This is a genomic window from Candidatus Thiodiazotropha sp. AKAK2, from assembly GCF_058244685.1.
On the sequence record NZ_JBSYOP010000015.1, the window covers coordinates 101,344 to 120,222 of the forward strand.

The 18,879-nt window shown below is 53.6% G+C and carries 13 protein-coding genes; all 13 read right to left on the reverse strand.

From position 1 onward, the window contains the following. Positions 1-430 precede the first annotated feature (430 nt). On the reverse strand, positions 431-1,792 hold the full coding sequence (locus AC4IE8_RS04380; protein WP_068993253.1) for a LysM peptidoglycan-binding domain-containing protein: 1,362 nt from the start codon (positions 1,790-1,792) through the stop codon (positions 431-433). A gap of 65 nt (positions 1,793-1,857) precedes the next feature. Next, entirely contained in the window at positions 1,858-2,613 is a 756-nt protein-coding gene (locus tag AC4IE8_RS04385; protein ID WP_068993250.1) for a PP2C family protein-serine/threonine phosphatase, read from the reverse strand. Next, positions 2,610-3,404: a type VI secretion system-associated protein TagF gene (gene tagF / locus AC4IE8_RS04390; RefSeq protein WP_490790410.1), complete on the reverse strand. Its 795-nt coding sequence runs from the start codon at positions 3,402-3,404 to the stop codon at positions 2,610-2,612. The genes AC4IE8_RS04385 and tagF overlap by 4 nt, the downstream gene beginning before the upstream one ends. After that, on the reverse strand, positions 3,386-6,952 hold the full coding sequence (gene tssM, locus AC4IE8_RS04395; protein ID WP_490790411.1) for a type VI secretion system membrane subunit TssM: 3,567 nt from the start codon (positions 6,950-6,952) through the stop codon (positions 3,386-3,388). Before tssM ends, tagF begins: the two co-directional genes overlap by 19 nt. A 26-nt stretch (positions 6,953-6,978) precedes the next feature. Continuing rightward, entirely contained in the window at positions 6,979-8,301 is a 1,323-nt protein-coding gene (icmH, locus tag AC4IE8_RS04400) for a type IVB secretion system protein IcmH/DotU (RefSeq protein WP_068993244.1), read from the reverse strand. A gap of 2 nt (positions 8,302-8,303) precedes the next feature. Next, entirely contained in the window at positions 8,304-9,638 is a 1,335-nt protein-coding gene (tssK, locus tag AC4IE8_RS04405) for a type VI secretion system baseplate subunit TssK (RefSeq protein WP_068993240.1), read from the reverse strand. 9 nt (positions 9,639-9,647) lie between these two features. Continuing rightward, entirely contained in the window at positions 9,648-10,100 is a 453-nt protein-coding gene (tssJ, locus tag AC4IE8_RS04410; protein ID WP_068993237.1) for a type VI secretion system lipoprotein TssJ, read from the reverse strand. A gap of 7 nt (positions 10,101-10,107) precedes the next feature. Next, complete coding sequence (gene tagH, locus AC4IE8_RS04415) at positions 10,108-11,655, reverse strand: type VI secretion system-associated FHA domain protein TagH (RefSeq protein ID WP_068993234.1); 1,548 nt, start codon at positions 11,653-11,655, stop codon at positions 10,108-10,110. Between the two features lie 35 nt (positions 11,656-11,690). Next, positions 11,691-14,423: a type VI secretion system ATPase TssH gene (gene tssH, locus AC4IE8_RS04420; protein ID WP_068993230.1), complete on the reverse strand. Its 2,733-nt coding sequence runs from the start codon at positions 14,421-14,423 to the stop codon at positions 11,691-11,693. Beyond that, complete coding sequence (gene tssG / locus AC4IE8_RS04425; protein WP_490790412.1) at positions 14,420-15,460, reverse strand: type VI secretion system baseplate subunit TssG; 1,041 nt, start codon at positions 15,458-15,460, stop codon at positions 14,420-14,422. Before tssG ends, tssH begins: the two co-directional genes overlap by 4 nt. Next, positions 15,424-17,292, reverse strand: coding sequence for a type VI secretion system baseplate subunit TssF (gene tssF, locus AC4IE8_RS04430; RefSeq protein WP_068993224.1), 1,869 nt, complete (start codon positions 17,290-17,292; stop codon positions 15,424-15,426). Before tssF ends, tssG begins: the two co-directional genes overlap by 37 nt. 4 nt (positions 17,293-17,296) lie before the next feature. Then, positions 17,297-17,809, reverse strand: coding sequence for a type VI secretion system baseplate subunit TssE (gene tssE / locus AC4IE8_RS04435; protein WP_068993221.1), 513 nt, complete (start codon positions 17,807-17,809; stop codon positions 17,297-17,299). 26 nt (positions 17,810-17,835) lie between these two features. Further along, positions 17,836-18,648, reverse strand: coding sequence for a type VI secretion system accessory protein TagJ (locus AC4IE8_RS04440; RefSeq protein ID WP_068993218.1), 813 nt, complete (start codon positions 18,646-18,648; stop codon positions 17,836-17,838). Between the last annotated feature and the right edge of the window lie 231 nt (positions 18,649-18,879).

Genomic DNA, 18,879 nt, shown 5'->3' on the forward strand with positions numbered 1-18,879 from the left:
TTATCCCGCAAACAATTCCCAAAAATATAGTTTAATCCTGGATTTAATCCAATAGATTACAATAGTTTCAGCGCTATTATTCATGCTCTTTTATAGAAGTCAATTGAGCAAAGTCAATAGAACTAAAGCATAGCTCATAGCCATGACGAATTGTGATCAAAACCTGATTGTTTCAAGCAGAATCAACAAACGTAGGAATTAAATTCTTGCTTAAGATATCGCATTCACACATACCGGTATAGCTATTGTTAACCAGGGGGATATGATTAAAAAACTGTTGTAAAGTCGTGTGCAACCAGCAGCCAAACTGAGACGGAGTTTTACTCTAGAAATAGGTTGTTGTTAGTTTGGTTTGTCAGCATTGGCAGCAGGACATGCTCAGTCACTGGCTGATTCAATAACTCCAAGCAGTGATCACCACCACAGCCTATCAATTGGGCTTCGAGTCTATCCTTTGAATCTGCTGTTTCATCTCCAGGGCTCGTGCTTTGTAACCCGGGGCAAGTGAATGGTTTGGATCCAGTTCCAGGATCTTATTCCAGAACCCGATGGCTTCATCAAGCTCTTGTCGTCGAAACAGTTGCATGGCCTGACGATGGTAACTGCCAGTCAGTTGATTTCTCACCCTTATTTGAGACTCTTGTGCGGATTGATTGTCAGGATCATAGGTCAATACCTGGCCATAAGTGCGATACGCGGTTTGATATTGTCCGTCACGCTCTTCATTCTCTCCTTTTTGTAACAGCTTGCGGGCTTCGAGCTTGTCTTCCACATAGATGAGTTGATTGATTGCGCTGTTATCAGAGGCATCGAGGATGATCAGCTTTTCCAATGTCAGTCGGGCACTTTCCAGGTCATCCTGTCTGATCAATTGGTTTGCGTGCTCCGTGTAGTAACTTGCCAGCTGGGTACGTACCTCTGTAGCTTCGGGGTTACGGCTGTTCTCACTTTCCAGCAGATAGATGGCTGCCGGCAGGTCTTTATCGGCACGCAGCTGCCGGGCAGAAGTCAGTGCGTCATCACTGTTTGGGGTGCTATCAACAAGTGTGGTTGCTGTCTCTTCCGGCTGTTCGAGATCAGCCTTTGGCTCCACTACCAGCGCAGTTTCCGAAGCTGGATCGACCACTGTAACCGGTTCAGGAGTTGTTGACGGCGGTGGCTCATCTACCTGGGAAGAGACTGTATTCAGATCGCTAGAAGTGTCAGGTTCGGTTTCGCTCTGTACGGGTTCTTCAGTCAACGCCACTTCAGGCTTCTGCTTGGCTTTGGGTTTTGCCTTGATTTTGACCTTTTCCGGCATATCCCCCGGCACGCGAATACGCTGACCCGGAGCCAGTTTACTGGGGTTATCCAGCTTGTTGTATCTGGCGAGAATGACAAATTTGTAGGCATCGTTAAGAAAATTCTTAGCAATCAGGGAGAGCGAATCACCCGGCTGCACATCGTAAAAGAAGTTTTTAAGTCCGAGATACTCGATAGGATCTGCATCCATCTGCTCCAGCAGATGGTTGGCCCGGCTATGATCTGGATCATCCATCAAGGCCCAGTTCAGCTGGTTACGGGCATTCTCATAGTCACCCTGCTGCAGATGTTGCAGCGCTTTTCGTACCCGCTGATTGGGCGTCAGTGAATCGGTAGGTGGAGGGATAGCCTCTTCGATTGGTTCCGGCTCCATGGCAACCGGTTGCGCCTCTTTTTTAGGGCCGGTCAACTGACAGGCACTGAGAGCCAGCACTGAAATGACAATGAATAGGAATTTGCAGAAATCCCGAAAGCTGGTTACCTCATTCACTTCTTAGATTCCTTTTGGCGGCTTGTAGCAATTAGCTGGATTGTCATGTCGATCAATATAGCAGATTAGATTTCATCGGGCTGCTGGTTTTGCACCGCTTTCGCTTGCACCATGACCAGGGTGACATTATCTCTGGCACCTCTGTCCATGGCCAGGCTAATGAGTTGCTGTATTGCATCCTGAAAGCTGTAACGTCCTAGAATTTCGGCGATTTCTGCATCCTTGATCTCTTTGTTCAGTCCGTCACTGCAGAGTAGAAACAGGTCACCGTCACAGGGTTCCACCATTTCAGCATCCAGCTCCAGGACCTCGGCAGCACCGACTGCCCGGGTGATGTAGTTGGCGATGGACGACTGTTCAGCCTGATCGGAAGTGACCAGGCCCTGTTCGACCATCTCTTCGATCTGACTGTGATCGCGGCTGAGTTGCTTCAGGTTTCCGCGACGATAGAGATAGATACGGCTGTCTCCAGCCCATTGATAGATGCAATAACCATCATAGGCCAGTAGGGTAACCACCGTTGAGCCGATGATCTCGCCACCCCGCTGATGGGATTCCAACAGCAGGTGCTGATTGACCTGATGCAGGCTTTGTTCGACGTTTCCGGCAAGTTCACCGATTGAGTTACCTGGGTCGACCGATTTTAACTCACTCACAATCATGCCTGATGCAAGGTCCCCGGCAGCATGCCCACCCATTCCATCGGCAACCACCCAGATTCCCAAGTCAGCCCGATCGAGGCAGGCATCTTCATTGATGCTGCGCACTTTACCCTTATCAGTCAAGTGGGCAGAGACCCAGTAGAATCGATTCTGGGTCATAAGGATTCTGGTGTTTCTGAAGTGGCGAATCCCATGCTGTAGGCACCGGTTTCTATCTCTTCCCAGCCATGCTCTGTCCAGGCGCCATCAATCAATGCACTGGCTCCTCTTATCTGTGGTAGACCCTGACAGATCAACAGGGAGGGGGAGATCCGCTCTGAACCCTGTGTCCACCAAATGCTGTAGGCAAATAACAGTTTTTTCATCAGATGGGGCATAAACAGGGGGTAGAGACCACGCAATGCGGCCTGTTCCTGCAACTGAGCATGCCAGGCATTGTTCAGCGGGGTAGCAGGTGCATCCACCTGAGTCAGTTCTTCCCGCTCCGCCGTTGGTGCGCCGAGCTGCCTCAGCTGTTGTTCCAACGCCTCCATCTGGAAACCATCCTCCAGACAAGATAGGGCAAGCTCTTCCAATCGGGCAAACCAACTCTCCGACTCCTCCATGAACAGAAAAAGATTAAACTTCGGATCGAGTTTTGCTGCCAGGGTAAACGGGTAGTAGCGACCAACCCGGTCGACGCTGGGCATCATGATTCCCGCCCACCCCTGTTCGCCGCAGATTCCTGGCGAGAGTGCGAAACGCCACATGGGGCTGGTCAAATAGTTATCGAGCCAGAAGTCTCCAAGCTGTTCCCGGCTGTTGGCGATCGCCTCCTGCATCCAGGTCTCCCAAGGGGCAATGAAGCCGCGTGGAAGCCGGCGGGTGACAAAATCCCCCAGTGAAGGAATCTTACCGTAGAGGCCTGGAAAGTCCTCGTTTTGCAATGAGTTCAAAGTCTGTTCGGACACCGGAAGTCTGCCAATTCTTTTAGCTGGAATGGATTGAGTGCACCACTTGCGCGTAGTGCAAAATGGGATTTACGGCCACCCACATCAAAGGTCACATTGATGGTTTCAGGGGTGTTGGTGGCCTCAGATGCAGCCTGATCGATCATGCGGAACCAGCCCCAGGGTCCATCCTCAGTCAGACCGGAGGGTTTATTACCTGCGGGCGGCGCAAGCAGGATCTTGGCATCGCTGATGCCGGAATCATCCGGCCAGGTGAGTCGGTTCCAGCGGGCCGGGCCATGGTTGTATCTGACCCGCTGCTGATTAATCAGCAGAGTGATCTGAGTGATCGTGGTGTCCATGCTCAGCGGTTTGATTTCGAAGTTGATCTTCGGCTCCGGACTACTGCCGCTGAAGAAGGCATCCCGGATCACCGCTGCCCGCTGAAACTGCCGCAGGGTACTGGTCGGTATGCCCAGGGTTTTATTGCCGGCCGCATTCCAACGCCAGACTCTGCGTGAGGTATCGACAAAATCGATCAAGTAGGTATTGAAAAAGTTCTCCATCATCCCGCCTGGACCGAAGAAGCGTCCAAAATCACTGATCGTCACTTCACGAACGCTGTTGCGCTCCAGTGGATAGCGTCCCGCCAGGCTGCGCTGACAGAAAGGCAGAAGCTGGGTGTTCCAGACAGAGTTGAGATGGCTTCTGACCCCCGAGACGGTCAGATTGGAACTGCCGTCCGCCAGGGTATTGATCATGTTGGCCAGTGGGCCGGGTTGACGCTGCGCCTCCAGTTTCAAGCGGCTGATCACACCACCGGATGCCGGATCTCGCGCGGCGTTGAATGCTTGACTCGACTGATTGCCGGCTGAGGCAATGGAGTTCATGTGGGCATACAGTTCGTTGAGCATCTCCAGGGTTCTCTCCAGCGGAGCCTGCTCACCCTCCTGGGCATTGATCATCCGGTTCAGATCAGCAAAATGTTGATCCACCGGTGTACTCAGCAGCTGCTTTTCGGGCTCCTGCTGGCTCTCATCCGGTGATACCTGAAGGATTGAAGCCAACTGGCGGGTAATGCCTGATCCGTGTTCTGCCGCCAGCTCAGCCGCCTTCTGAGCGCCTCCCGGCAGGCGGGAGAGGGTGGTCTGCTCATGCACCAGTTTCAGATAGCGGCGTAGCGGCGAGGTAGGTCCGGAAAGAACATTCAACACCTCGACAGCCTGGCGCATATTATTGAAAGGTTTTACCCGAATGTCTGCCAGTAGCTGTTCCCAAATACGGATGTACTCGGCGTAGTAGAGATCTTTGACCCGGCTGCTGAGCCTGGCCAGGTCGGTCTTGCCGATGATCTTTTCCAAATCAGGGCCGAGAATCCACTTCTCCTCGAGCAATTTATTGGCGATTGACAGATGGTCCTTGAGGAACAGTTTATGATACCCCCCATAGGTAAACAGGCTGGGAATCTCCTTATCCAATGGTTCACCGGAGCGACGACTGAACACCAGTTCCGCATCGGGGCCGATCTCCTGGGTTAGTCGCAATGCGGCTATCGAGCCACCTGCGGTGGTTCGTTTCATCCGATCATAAACCCGATCTGCAAGCGGTACTCTTAACAGGTCATTGCGTACTCGGCCGATCAGCGCCTCATCCAATGGGATGGTTGGCGGCATCGGCATCTGGCTGAGCAGGGCATCCAGATGGCCCGCTAGGGCCTGACGGGCTTGAGCGTTTTCCCCACCAGGCAGGCTGAGCTGCCACTGCAACTGCATCCAGGCCTTCACAGTCTCCGCATCGTAATGCTCCTTATCATCGAACATCAGATAGACCTTGAGCGCCTCATACAGATAGTCAGGGTTGTTACCCTGCTGTTTCAGCTGACCTTCAAGGCTGAGAATAATGCGTGGCAGGAACAGGTTTTTAAGGCTGTTGTGGTAGGCAGTGATCGCCTCGCTGCCCAGTTTATCGCCCTGGTAGAGTCCGAGTCCCATCAACCAGGGGATCTCTTTCTCCTGATCCTCATAGCCGCCAGGGATCCGTCGCACCAGCTCCAGGGCGGGTACCACATTGGTCAATGTCAGATCATCAGCGGCCACCCCGTTGACTTTTTCGTCTGCGGCATTGGCCTGAATGGCAACCTGATCGATATAGCTTTGATTGCGGCTGTAGCTGGTGAACCAGGCAATGCCAGCCAGTAGAGCCAGGGAGATGGCGCCCACATAGGCAATACGTTGTAGCCAGGCCCGCTGTTTCTCAACCCGGGTATTGATACCGGCCAGATGGGATTCGGCAAAGATCAGATCCTTGAACAGTCGGTTGATGAAAAAGCTGCGGCCAGTACCGGAAAAGGCTGGGGCAATCTGACGGTTGAGGCCAAACTCCTGGGCCATCGAACCAAGCAGACGGTCGATCGGCGTGCCTTCCTGAGTGCCGCTGGTGAAGTAGATACCCCTGACCATTGGGGTTTCCTGAAAACGGTTCTCGCTGAACGCTTCCTGGAGAAAGGTCTCCGCGGCTTCACGCAGTGCGCTGAACTGTTGCGGAAAGGAGTAGATCAAGACCCGACGTTTGACGTCCCGCTCCTGTTCAAGCCGGTCCATCAGGCGGGCATCGATACGCTGCTCCAGGGCTTTGAATTCACCCTTGAAGTGGTTGATCACATCATCCTGGCTGCCTTTTTCATTGAGCGGAAAGGTCATTCCCCAGACCTGGTTACGCTCATCCCGGCTCAGATTTTCGAAAAATTCATTGAAACCCGCCAGCAGGTCGCACTTGGTGAACAATACATAGATTGGGAAGCGGATACCGAAGTGGTCGATCAGCTCTTTGACCCGCAGACGAATCGCCTTCGCGTGATTGATTCTCTCAATGTCGGTCAGCTGCAGAATGTCCTCCACGCTGATGGCGATCAGGGCGCCATTGATCGGTCTGCGTTTGCGATGTTTTTTCAGCAGATCGAGAAAGCCCATCCAGGCAGCCCGGTCCACCTCTTCGTAACTGTCCTGGGTGGTGTATCGACCTGCGGTATCCAACAGTACCGCATCATCGGTGAACCACCAGTCACAATTGCGGGTTCCACCGATACCCTGTACCGCATCGTTACCCAGCTTGTCCGCCAGTGGAAAGTGCAGCCCCGAGTTGAGCAGGGCGGTGGTTTTACCACTTCCAGGTGGCCCGATGAACATATACCAGGGGAGCTGATAGAGATATTGGCTATCCTGTTTACCCCCCAGTTTCGACTCTTTGAGAATGCGGATCGCATCGTCCAGACGTTGCCCGAGAATCTGCACCTCTTCCGCCGACTCCTGGGTCGATACGGAGGTCTGCTCTTTCTGACCGACAACGGACTCCAGCATCTGCTGGTTTTTCTTGCGTGCTGCAAACAGCCGTCTGGCCTGATTGGCCGCCCAGAGCAGAATGATCACACCGATGGCAATCAGTCTGGCCATGGGCGAGGCAAGAGGTTCGCTGCCGGCAAAGGCAAACAGGGGGCCGATCAACCAGATGATCACCGAGATCGCGATCAGTCCCAGGATGGCGACAAACCAGCGGTTTTTTATGATTCTCAATATTGCCTGCATGGTGTACGCAAGTCCTATTGTTTTACAAGAGTGATCTCCACACGTCTGTTACGTGCACGTCCCTCTTTTGTGTCATTGGATGCCAGGGGCTCTGCCGAGCCACGCCCTTCACTCTGAATTCTTGCGGGTTGGCTTAAATCCAGAGCCAGTAGTTTGGCCACGGATTCAGCACGCGCCCTTGAGAGGTGCCAGTTGGAGGGGTAGCGAAGACTGCGTATGGGAATGTTGTCAGTATGACCGACCACTACAATCTGTCCCTCGAGTCTATCCATTGCCTCGGCAATACGATTCAGTAGTGGCAGGAATTGACTGTTGACTGCCACTTTGCCGGAAGCGAACAGACCATCCCCGGCAATTCTGACCGTACCCTCCAGATGATTCTCTGCAACGCTGACTAAACCCTGAGTGATCTCATTGGCGAGCAGGACTTTGAGTGAGAGTTCCGGTTTGGGCGGTGGTGGCGGGGTACGCTCAACCACCGTTTGCACATTGCGGGCAATGTTGTGCAGTTCGGCATGTACCGGATCGGATTTGACATTCAGGCTAAGACTGAATCCGGAGAACATCAGCATCAGCACCACACCGGATATCGCCATCACCACCCAAAGCGGAACATACTGAACCAAGGCATTCTGTTTCAGTGGTTCACCCCGCCAGTGTCCGGAGAGATCCCGTTCATACTCATCCCGGTGGTTACGAAGAGTGCGGTATAGATTGTCTTTCAGGGTCTGCAGTTGTGCATAGCCATCCGGAAGAGGACGATAACGACCTTCAAATCCGAATGAGAGACAGACATACATCAACTCCAGCAGCTCAAGATTCTTGGCGGGATTCTGCAGAAGTTTTTGCAGCAGTTGAAAGAATTTTTCCCCACCCCAGGCCTCCTTGTGCAGGGTCACCAACAGGCTTTGATCACGCCAGATGCTCTGATTGCCCCATGGAGTGGTGAGGACCAACTCGTCGGTAACCGTGCAGAGTACATAGCGAGCCCAGAAGGTGGTCTCCTGTTCCACACCCTGTTCCTGGGCTCTATTTTCGAACGTCCGGATCTTATCGATGATGGAATTTTTCAGTGACACCGGATCCGAGTGAGAAGGGGTGTCACGCAGTCGGCCCATCATCGATAACAGCGAGGAGGCAGCGACCTCAAGCTTGTTCGCCCCATGGCGCATCGGCAGACTCGGGGCTGGGCCGAGAGGGCGTTGCGGGGGCGGCTGACCTGTTGGTGCCGTTTGGGGTGGGGGAGTGGCAGGGCCTTTACCACCCGGCCTTGGCCGGATGACTGTGCGATCGCCGGATTCGTTGGGCTTCATGCCAAATGGGTCATCGTGATCCATGGTCAATTACCTTTTATCGCCCAAAGTTCAAGTTCCAGACCCGGAAATTCACCTCCTATATGTAAGGCACATCCGCCTGAGGTTTCAAGCAGGTTCCAATAGTCGTTATTCTTGTCGAGCTCGAAATAACTGAAACCTGCATTGTAGGGAATTTGTCTTGGGGCTACGGAGAGAATGCGCAGCCCAATACCGGGCAGTTGCAGATTGACCAGATCGCGGATTTTTTCCACCGGGCCAATCTTGGTTTGTGAGGGAAAGCGTCGTTGTAGCAGATCCGCCGTCATACTGGCATTGACCGCCAGCACGAATACCGCATCGCTCAACAGGGAGCGGTCCGATACGGTTGCAACACGGATGCCATACTTGCGCTCTTCCAGGGGTATGGATACTGCTTTCTGCTCCAGCACCATGCTCAGGGATCGTCGCAGCTCGCGGATCACCGGTAGAAAGGTCTCATGCAGAGACTGGTGCTGGTAGAGCGGAAAGGTCGGTGGTCGTTTATTGCTGCTGGTGAAGGTTGCCAATTCACCGGCCAGCTCCAGAGCGGCTTCATAGAAGCTCACTGGATGCAGCGGCACCCGATTGCAAAAGTGGGTGTAGAGTGGTTCATAACGGTTGACCACCTGCAGCATCAGAAAGTCTGCTACTTCCGCAATCCCTTTACCGCCATCCACCAGTCTGGAGGCAATGGCATCGGCACGGTGATGAAGCAGGCCTTCGATCTCTTTGAGATAACCGGCAAGTCTGGGGGATACCTGGCAGTCGAGACAGGGTGGAATGAAATCCTCATCCAAAACCAGCATATCGTCAGATCGACGCTCGATAATTTTGGCCACGGCAAGATGGGCAAACTCCTCCAGCTCGGCGTCTCCAACCAGCAGTCGCAAGGTCGGTTTGGCAACCTGCAAGGTGGAGCTGTTGGAAGATCCGGCAATACCATCCTTGATGTCGATCTCATCCACCAGAAAGCGCTCCAGCCCCGCTTCCTGATCGGAAAACCTCACTTGGGCTGTGCCTGGCCTTGAGAGGGGCAGTGCCAGGTAGATGATGGTGCCTTTATGCTCTGCCGGGATCTCCAGGGGAGGCGGGGGATTGTCGTGCCCCGGGATATCGAAGGTGGTGCCATCCGGCAGTACACCGCGACAGGATTCTATGGCCAGACGACCGAGTGCCAGGGCCTGGCGATCAATTTTTAAATGGGTGAAGCCCCAGCTGAAGGGTGTTAGATCAGCGCATCGGGTTTCGATGCGGTGCTCTAAGAACCGCTCCTGCTGTTGAAAGTGGTGAGGTCTGAGGAACATTCCCTCCGACCAAACGATCCTAGACATCCAAGACATGGGCTTCTCTTATTTGTGTTTCAGGATGTTGATGCCGCTCTTACCGAACTCTATCACAAAGGCTGTTTCATCGTTCACATCGATCTCGATGGTACGGCGCCATGTGGCGTTTTCGATATCCCGGTAGGCGCCAATGACGCCCAGGTATCTGGTGTCAGGTTGCAATTCACGCTCAAGCAATTTGCTCTCTCCAGGCTGAAAGTGAAATTCATCGCGCATCAGCAGTTCATCACCCAACAGGGCAACATCCTGTTCGAAAAGATTGAAGAAATCCGCATTATTGAAAACACTCAGCGATTTCAATTCGTAGATTCTTGCAACGATAGGTGAGGGCCTTCCATTGATATCCGGGTTCACTCCCTTTTCGGCATTCAGAGAGGCCTTTACACTGGATACACTGGAACAACCTGATGCAATAAAAATTGTCACTAGTCCGATAACGAGCAAGAGTTTTTTGATCATCTCTATCTTAAAACCTTTTATCTAAATGGGGATCCGTGTGTTTCAGAGCTTCCAGGCGTCGGATCTGCTCTTCATAGGCCTGGGAAAAAGTGCGACCGAACAGCTGGTGGAAGTCATCTTCCGCCTCCACGGCGATTTCGCTGTAGAGTTCAGTAAACAGATCCCAGGTTTTTGCGTGACGATAGAGGGGCAGCTTTTCCAGCAGTGCGGATTGACCAAGCCGCTTTTCCAGAATCTCCGGTTTAAAGCGCTGTAACACCACTTGCAGGGCTGCCTGCATACCCACCATCACAGCCAGCATGTGGGCTTCGATATCCTCATGGGCCTCTTCAATGGCATTCAGGGGGGGAAGATAGCCACTCTTCTGGCTGGGGTTGACCAGATGTCGTAATGCCTCTTCGGTATTGATGGAGAACTTGAGCGGATTGTTCTCCACCGGCTGAATCATGGTTTGCGACATGCGGAATTCACCCTTCATCTGGGCTCTGGCACGCAAAATTGACATGGTGCCTTCAACGTTCGCCCGCATGGCGCTGCCCAGATTAGATAACAGATCAGCCAGGGAAATTCCCTCAAGGTAGGTCTCCGGGATACCCAACCCTTCCGCAAGTGCCCGGCGTAAACCTGCAACATCACTTGTTGTGCCAGCTGTGGCAGTGACTGGTTGAGGTGCCGGTGGTGGACTGCTTTGGGGTGCGCTCTGTGGTGGGCTGCTCTGTTGCACCGGCTGTTTCGCCTTCAGGCCCGGGCGTGGTATCGATTCCTGGGAAAGCGCCGGAGCAGCCGGTTCCTCTTTGACAACTGGTTGGGAATCGGGAAACGGGGCCTGGGATACGGGTTGATCGTCCAGTGGCGGCAGGATCTCGGGTGAGGGTATTGGCTCATCTGCCGGTATGGCACCAGCCGGTGTTTCATCCAGATCCCAATCTTCCGGGATCGGTGTCGGTTGGTTGAAAAAGGCATTCAGATCTGAAGTATGATCCGTTTGTGATAGCGGAGCAGGGGATAGCTCGTCGCTTGGCTGCTCGACCACCAGTTCGGAAGGATCCGGTTCATCCAGTGTATAGACTGGTTCCTCGGCAGGCTGGTCCAGATCTGCAGGTGCATCAACATGCGGCGTCTCCACGGTTTCTGGCTCACCGGCCAGTTGCTCTGACATCTGCGCAAAGGGATCATCCAGGTTATCGAAATCCTCCGCTGCCAAGGTCTCAGGCTTGGGTAGGGATACAGTGATCTCATAGTCACCGACCCCAATGGTGTCGCCATCCTCCAGTTTGATGACATTGTCCTTACCCAGAGCAGTGGCGGAACGATTGATGAAAACGCCGTTGGAACTGGTATCGGTAAGGTGAAAGGCATTTTCGCTGTAAAAGATCAGTGCATGACGCCCGGAGATAAAACGCTCAGGATCAGGCAGCACCCAATCGTTCTCATCTCGGCGACCGATTGAACCACCCTGTTGGTCAAAGGTTGTCGACATCGGTTGCGCCGGCGCAGAGCCCGCTTTGAGGCTTACCGTCAAGGTGATGGTTGCACTGTTGCTGTCAGAGTACATCGATCTCGCTGCTTCTATCTACTGTTAAATTGGCCCTAGGAAAAGTTATAGCTGAATTCATCATTCTCCACACCGATGCGGATATTGCCAGTTGCCCGCCCCTCCATCTTTTCGACCAGAATATGTCGGCTGATTTCAGGTAGCATCGTATTGGTGAGAATCGCATCCACCATTCTCGCGCCACTCTCCACTTCAGTGCAACGGCTGATGATCAAACTGATCACCTCGTCATCGATCTCCAGTGGTATGCCATGGTTTTCAAGGATCCGTGATTCGATTCTGCCGAGTTGCAGGCGTACCACCTTGGCCAATACCTCATCGCTTAACGGATAGTAGGGTATAACCACCAGCCGTCCCAGCAGTGCGGCTGGGAAGACCTTCTGCAGAGGATCCCGCAAAGCGGTCGCGATGGCACCTGGTTCCGGCATCAGTTCCGGGTCCTTACACAGATTATCGATCATCTCGGTGCCGGTGTTGGAGGTCAGTAGTATCAAAGTGTTCTTAAAGTCGATATGTCGACCCTCGCCATCTTCCATCCAGCCTTTGTCGAATACCTGGAAGAAGATCTCGTGCACATCCGGGTGGGCCTTCTCCACCTCATCCAGCAGTACCACACTGTAGGGTTTGCGTCTGACCGCCTCGGTGAGAATACCGCCCTCGCCATAACCCACATAACCTGGAGGTGCACCTTTCAGGGTCGATACGGTATGTGCTTCCTGGAACTCACTCATATTGATGGTGATGACATTCTGCTCGCCGCCATACAGGGACTCTGCCAGCGTCAGACCGGTTTCCGTCTTACCCACGCCGGAGGGGCCGCACAGCATGAAGACGCCGATTGGTTTATTGGGATTGTCCAGATTGGCCCTGGAGGTCTGGACCCGGCGTGAGATCATCTCCAGCGCGTGATCCTGTCCGATTACCCGCTTGGCCAGGGTGTCACTGAGGTTGAGGATGGTCTCGATCTCATTCTTCACCATTCTTCCTACCGGAATTCCGGTCCAGTCTCCAACCACGGAGGCGACTGCCTGGGCATCCACACTGGGCAGGATCAAAGGCGTTTCACCCTGTAGTTCATTGAGTTTGCTCTTGACCTTGTTCAGGCGCTCCAGCAACTCTTCTTTGGTGGCTGTTGGCGTCTCTGGTGCCTCGGCAGATTCTTCGGATGAAGCGGCTTGCTCCTCATCGCGGTCAGCCGCTTGATCACTCTCAACCGGTTCCCCTTTGAGCTGCTGTTGTACATTGAGAAGCTCTTCAACCAGTCCCTTCTCTTCCTCCCAGCGGGCTGTTAACTGTTCGAGACGTTCTCGCTCTTGGTCGAGTTTCTCCTGAGTTTCCTGTTCACGCTCTTCGGTATCGAGTCCAATGGCTTTTTCCCGGCCGATGATCTGCAACTCGGTCTCCAGCGCCTCGATACGGCGTCGGCTGTCATCCACCTCGGCGGGAACCGCGGCCTGACTGATGGCCACCCGGGCACAGGTGGTATCGAGCAGACTGACCGATTTGTCCGGCAGTTGGCGGGCCGGGATGTAGCGGTGAGAGAGTCGTACCGAAGCATCCAGTGCTTCATCGAGTATCTGTACCTGATGGTGATCTTCCAGCGTTGACGCCATACCGCGCATCATGCGGATGGCCCGATCTTCATCGGGTTCATCGACCTGCACCACCTGAAATCGGCGGGTCAGGGCGGGATCCTTTTCGATGTATTTTTTATATTCAGCCCAAGTGGTGGCGGCGACCGTTCTCAAGGTGCCTCGGGCCAGCGCGGGTTTTAACAGATTGGCGGCATCACCGGTACCGGCGCTGCCACCGGCACCGATCAGGGTGTGGGCCTCATCGATAAACAGAATGATCGGCTTTTCTGAGGATTGTACCTCTTCGATCACCTGTTTCAGACGGTTCTCAAACTCACCTTTCATGCTGGCCCCCGCCTGCAGCAGCCCCACATCGAGCACTCGCAGGCTGACCTCTTTCAACGGAGGAGGGACATCACCGCTGGCGATCTGCAGCGCGAAGCCCTCGACCACAGCGGTTTTACCCACACCGGCCTCACCGGTCAGTATCGGATTGTTCTGCCGTCGGCGCATCAGGATATCGACAATCTGACGTATCTCATCGTCCCGGCCCACAATCGGATCGATTTCACCATTTCTGGCCCGTTCAGTGAGATCCACCGAGAACTGCTGCAGTGCCTGTTGCTTCCCCATCTGAGCCGGCGCCATGGCATCACTGGCTTCGCCAGGTGCGGCGCCACCACCCACCTGAAAACCGTCGTTGGAGCGCATCGCCTCTTCGGGTGATCCCTCGACCACTTCGCTAAAACGGTCGGTAAGGGTTTCGATATTGAGCTTTTTGAACTGATCGGAGATGCGTAACAGCGCATTGTGCAGACTGTTGGTCTTCAGAATACCGATCATCAGGTAACCGGTTCGAACCTGGGAGTCTCCAAACATCAAGGTGCCGTAGACCCAGCCCCGTTCCGTCGCCTCTTCCACATGGGAGGAGAGATCGGAGATCGAGGTGGATCCCCTGGGCAGAGTATCCAGGGTTTCGGTAATGTCTTTCGCCAGATGGGAGGGTTCCAGATTGAACTGTTTGATGATGCGGTGCAGATCGGAATCCTGCAGTTGCAGGACCTGGTGGATCCAGTGAACCAACTCCACATAGGGGTTACCGCGCATCTTGCAGAATACGGTTGCACTCTCGATGGCCTTGTAGCCCAGACTGTTCAGCTTGCCGAACAGGGCGGCACGATTAATTTCGCTCATGAGTGAAGACCTCTAAGTTCAAGGGGGTGTAGGAACAGGTCATCACCATCCCGCCCCAGGGGTTGTTGTGCTAGCCAGCTGGTCCAGCCGAGACGACTTTCGCCATCGAGACAGAGTTGTGGTACCTCTGGCTGTTCTAGGATCAGGTTCAGCTCCCAATCCTGTTCATCACCAATATAGTTTTTTACCACGGAGATCAGCCGTTTCAGGCTTTCACCGCCGGGTAACATCCGCTGGTAATCCTTGAAGGTCAAGGCGCCCAGTACGATGCGGAATTTCTGTTGCGCCTGCCAGACCCGGTCACCCAGGATGATATTGGTTCCAAGCATGCTGATCTCCAGGGATTCACCCAATCGACAACGGCTGTTATCGGGCAGGTCGATCCAGGCGCCGATGAACTCATCGATACGTACCGGAAGCTGGAAAAAATCCTGCAATACCGCTTCCAGACCCTCAGCATTACGGGGATGACTGGCGAAGCGACCGGCATAGTGGAGCTTGGCAAGATCCGGCATCGCATCCCGCTCTCTGAGATGGGATGAGCCGATACCGATCATCGATCCCAGATGGTCGCCAAACCGGTCATTCTCAGGCCGATCAAAACTGACGGTGGGTTGACAGTCTGCCCAGACTCGATAGAACAGGCTGAGCAGGCGGTGATGAAAATGATCGAGAAAGGCGACCTGGGTTGGATCATGCTCATTGTGCAGACGGTCATGTACGAATTCTGTCAAGTGCAGAGGCAGTGGACCGTTGGGACCGAACAGGCCGAAAAAGTAGACCCCCAGGCGGGGTGGCAGACTCCCTTTACCCTGTCGAAATGAGTTGAGGGTAGAGGGTTGAAAGGCCATGGTTGGGTCCTGACCCAGGCGGATTTTGTCCCGTTTGGCATGTCTGGATTGTGCCAATCGGGGCTCATCCGGATAGGCGCACTCCAGGCGTCGCATGGCTTGATAGAAATCGAAGCGATAGGGCGCCTGTTGCAGTCTGTCAAACAGACTCAAAGGGTTTTTCTCAGACCCAGCCTTACTGGCCATCGTTTGATCTCTCCCCTCTGTTGTGTGACGACTACGGTTTCGGTAAATGAATTGATTGCGGTGTATTTTCGGAAAAACTGCTCCATCACAGCGCCGAACAGAAAAGCGCCACTACCCTCGAAAGCCTGATCATCAAGCGTCAGGGTGATCTCAAGACCGTGGCCGAAGGCGATCGGGCCAGGGCTCGGCAGGCGTCGGTTGACCGGCTTGGAGTCGATGGATATCACCCCCTCGATCAGCTTGCGCATCGAAGGGTTATTGGTGTCGGCATAGAGCTGCAGAAAGTCTTTCAGTGCCGCTGTACTCTGTTCCCGGTCCTCACTGGCCAGGGAGAGATAGTTCAGAGAAAGGTGGTTGATCAGGCGCCAGCTGATTGATCCCGGCGGTGTAGTCGGTTTCGGTCTGGTTGGTGATCCGATGCAGCGAATGTGATTGACCGGTGTACTGCTCTCGAGGGTGAACGGGGAGCCACTCTGGCCCAATGGGATATGCATTGGCAGATCCCGGTTTGTGCACAGAGTGCTTACCGCAAGCTGTCTGAGATCAGTGCTAAAAGGTGCTTCATCCGCATCGACGATTGCGATGTAGATTTCACTGCCGATATAACCGGATCGAGCCCCTTCACGCTGCTGTTTGGATGAGAGCAGTCGGGGTTCCCTCCGGTTGGTGTAGTAGGCGCGAGGTTGATCCGAGGCAATGAAATCATTACTGGCGTAGAAGGCCTGAAATGTCTGACGCTGTTCCGTGTTGGTGCCAAAACCGACCACGTTGTCTATCTCATAGACCTCATAGTCCATCGGGCGAGTTCGGTCGGGCAGGATGTGATATTCAGCCGCCTTATCGTTGAGATGAATTCTGTCCGCCCGTTTCGGAAACAGATTGATCGCCGGTGTACAGTTGAGTAAAAAGTTGGCGTCACTGATACTGCTCTCCAGCTCCGGATCGCTCTCGTCCAGCAGTAGCAGTAGCTCGAGTTGCTGTTGATCACACCCTTTTATCACTGACTGCAGATCATTCAGTTCCACGAACATGAAACGTTCTGGCAGGGTGAAGTATTCAGACAAAAAGCGGTAACCCTGAAAAGAACGCAGGCTGTGAGGCAGCAGGGATTCATGCTCCTCGAAACCCATGATTCGGACCGGTGTTGAAGTGGTGGTTCTGTATTCATCCGAATCCACCGCCCGGCCGACGATCTTCATGGTATGGCCGGCAATGGCTTCAAACGCACGCATACCGCTGTCACCACCGGAAAAAAAGATGGGTAACTGCTGCAGATTAAGATGATTGAAGGGGATATCACCGGAGGTCTTGAGTCTGAGACGGATTGCCGCTCTGGCACCGTCCTGTTTACCAATACCTGCCAACGCTATGGCGGCCGGTGATGGCAGATAGTCGACGCTCTGGATTTCGATCGGCCAAAGGGTGACATCCTGGGCTGTACGATAGATACAGGCGGTATGGCTGCCTTTGCCTACCCGGCTACGCATGGTGGAGTGTCTGGGTAGCAGAAAGCCCTCACACAGTGAGGGTTCCAACATATCGACTTGAAACTGCACCACCATCATCGACGGCGTGGGGCAGAGATAGTGGGGGAAAACCCGCTCCATCATGTGTTGGGTGAAACGGGGAAACTCTTCATCGAGTTTCAGCTGTATCCTGGCGGTCAGAAAACTGAAACCTTCGAGCAGACGTTCAACATAGGGATCGGCGCACTCAAATTCATCGAGCGAGAGACGACTGGCAATTTTCGGGTAGGCCTGGGCGAACTCTGCGCCCATCTCACGCATGAATTGCAACTCCTGGTTATAGTATTTGAGCAGGCGCGGATCCATCTGATTACTCCATGCCTGTGCTAAAGGCGTCAGCAAGGGTAACGCCACCTTCTTCGAGGTCTATCTGGGTTTTGATCAACAAATGTGTCGGAGTGGGTACAGCCCAGAGTTGTCCCTCGATCTCAAACATCAATTGATTATGGCTCTCCTTACTGGCATCCCGGACCGAACGTACTTTGACTGAATTGGGCAGAATGCGTGGCTCGAAATCCTGAACTGCCTGACGAACCATCCTCTCCAGTCTGGTTAAATCCAGGCCGGAAACCAGATGCCCGGATAGCTCGGCCAAGCCATAGTTGAGGACCGAGTGACTGACTTCCGGGTAAGCCTCCAAATCCTCGGTGGTTTCCAGGTTGGTGGTATTCATCAGCCAGGCCAGGTCGCGTAATACGGAATGACGCAGACGGCGCATGGATATGACCCGTTTATCCTGGGACTCTTTTGTCTTGCCGGGTTCATCATCGATCAACCGGTCAAGCAGGGATGGTTGCAGCTGTTGTTGGTTACTGGCCTTCAACTGAGTGGTATCTCCGCCTCATTGACTCATTCAGTTTCGCTGTCCATTGCAGATTGGAATTGTATCTCCCTGACATTGAGTAAGGGGTAATCATCCTGGTCGGTGGCCATCATCCGTTGGCCAAGTCCAAGGTAGACACCTTCAGCCGGTGTCTGCCACTCTGTTTTGTGAGAAAGCTTAAGTGCCGGTTCCGGGGCATTCTCGGTACCTGGATAACGGCTTGGAATCAGCGCCACGGCTTCACCTTCATTTTCAAAGGTCAGTTGGGCTGGTGTCCAGACCATGTCACGCAGATCCTCTGGTGCCTCCATCGTTATTTTTTTCAGTCGCTGCATCGGGATCCAGTAGTAGCGACCGTTGACTATGGCTTCGATCATAGGACCGAGGCGTGAGTCCGCATCGGCGATCCATTCGAATGCCTGCCCATCGATGTTACCCGGCGTGGCTGGCGCCAGCTCGAACGCCTGGTTGCGCAGACTTTCAGCTTGACTGTATTCCCCTTTACCGGAATGTTTCAGAGCTTCAACCAGAAACGCCGTCCATTCCGGGGGATCACCGAAAATCAGTGGCGACTTGTCACCACTGAAGACTTCCTGTCGGAACAGTTCGCAGCGAATTGCTTCGCGATAGGTCTGGGCCATGGGTAGATTCAGCGAATCCATGTCACCGGCAACCTGCAGCTGACTCAGTGCCCGTTCCCAGGCACCCATCACGCAGAGCAACTGAAACAGGAAGACTCGCAGTTTGGTATCGGATGGTGCGTTGCGTATCGACTGCTGTAGTGTTTCCAATGCCTGGTCTAGTTGACCTTGTTGTAATAGTTCTTGTGCGCCCGTCATGGTGTTTTTGTCTTCTCTGTGTTTTGAGGCAATCTGTAATATCTTTAAGAAAAAACTACGGTTGCCTGCAGATCAATGTAGAGCGGATCAGTTCGATGTTACTGAAATTGAATGTCTCCAGTGTCTGATCTGGATCTGCGCAGCAAATACCATATTTCCAGCGCAATTACCGATTAAAGTCAGAGATTCTGCATTCAAAACCCATCTCTCATCGTGCATGAGAGATGGGTG

Bases quoted from the DNA above. Each gene is read 5' to 3' on its own strand.
- icmH (WP_068993244.1), bottom strand. From the start codon at position 8,301: ATGGATCACGATGACCCATTTGGCATGAAGCCCAACGAATCCGGCGAT.
- tssH (WP_068993230.1), bottom strand. From the start codon at position 14,423: ATGAGCGAAATTAATCGTGCCGCCCTGTTCGGCAAGCTGAACAGTCTG.
- tssF (WP_068993224.1), bottom strand. From the start codon at position 17,292: ATGGATCCGCGCCTGCTCAAATACTATAACCAGGAGTTGCAATTCATG.
- tssK (WP_068993240.1), bottom strand. From the start codon at position 9,638: ATGTCTTGGATGTCTAGGATCGTTTGGTCGGAGGGAATGTTCCTCAGA.
- tssG (WP_490790412.1), bottom strand. From the start codon at position 15,460: ATGGCCAGTAAGGCTGGGTCTGAGAAAAACCCTTTGAGTCTGTTTGAC.
- AC4IE8_RS04440 (WP_068993218.1), bottom strand. From the start codon at position 18,648: ATGACGGGCGCACAAGAACTATTACAACAAGGTCAACTAGACCAGGCA.
- tagH (WP_068993234.1), bottom strand. From the start codon at position 11,655: ATGTACTCTGACAGCAACAGTGCAACCATCACCTTGACGGTAAGCCTC.
- tssJ (WP_068993237.1), bottom strand. From the start codon at position 10,100: ATGATCAAAAAACTCTTGCTCGTTATCGGACTAGTGACAATTTTTATT.
- AC4IE8_RS04385 (WP_068993250.1), bottom strand. From the start codon at position 2,613: ATGACCCAGAATCGATTCTACTGGGTCTCTGCCCACTTGACTGATAAG.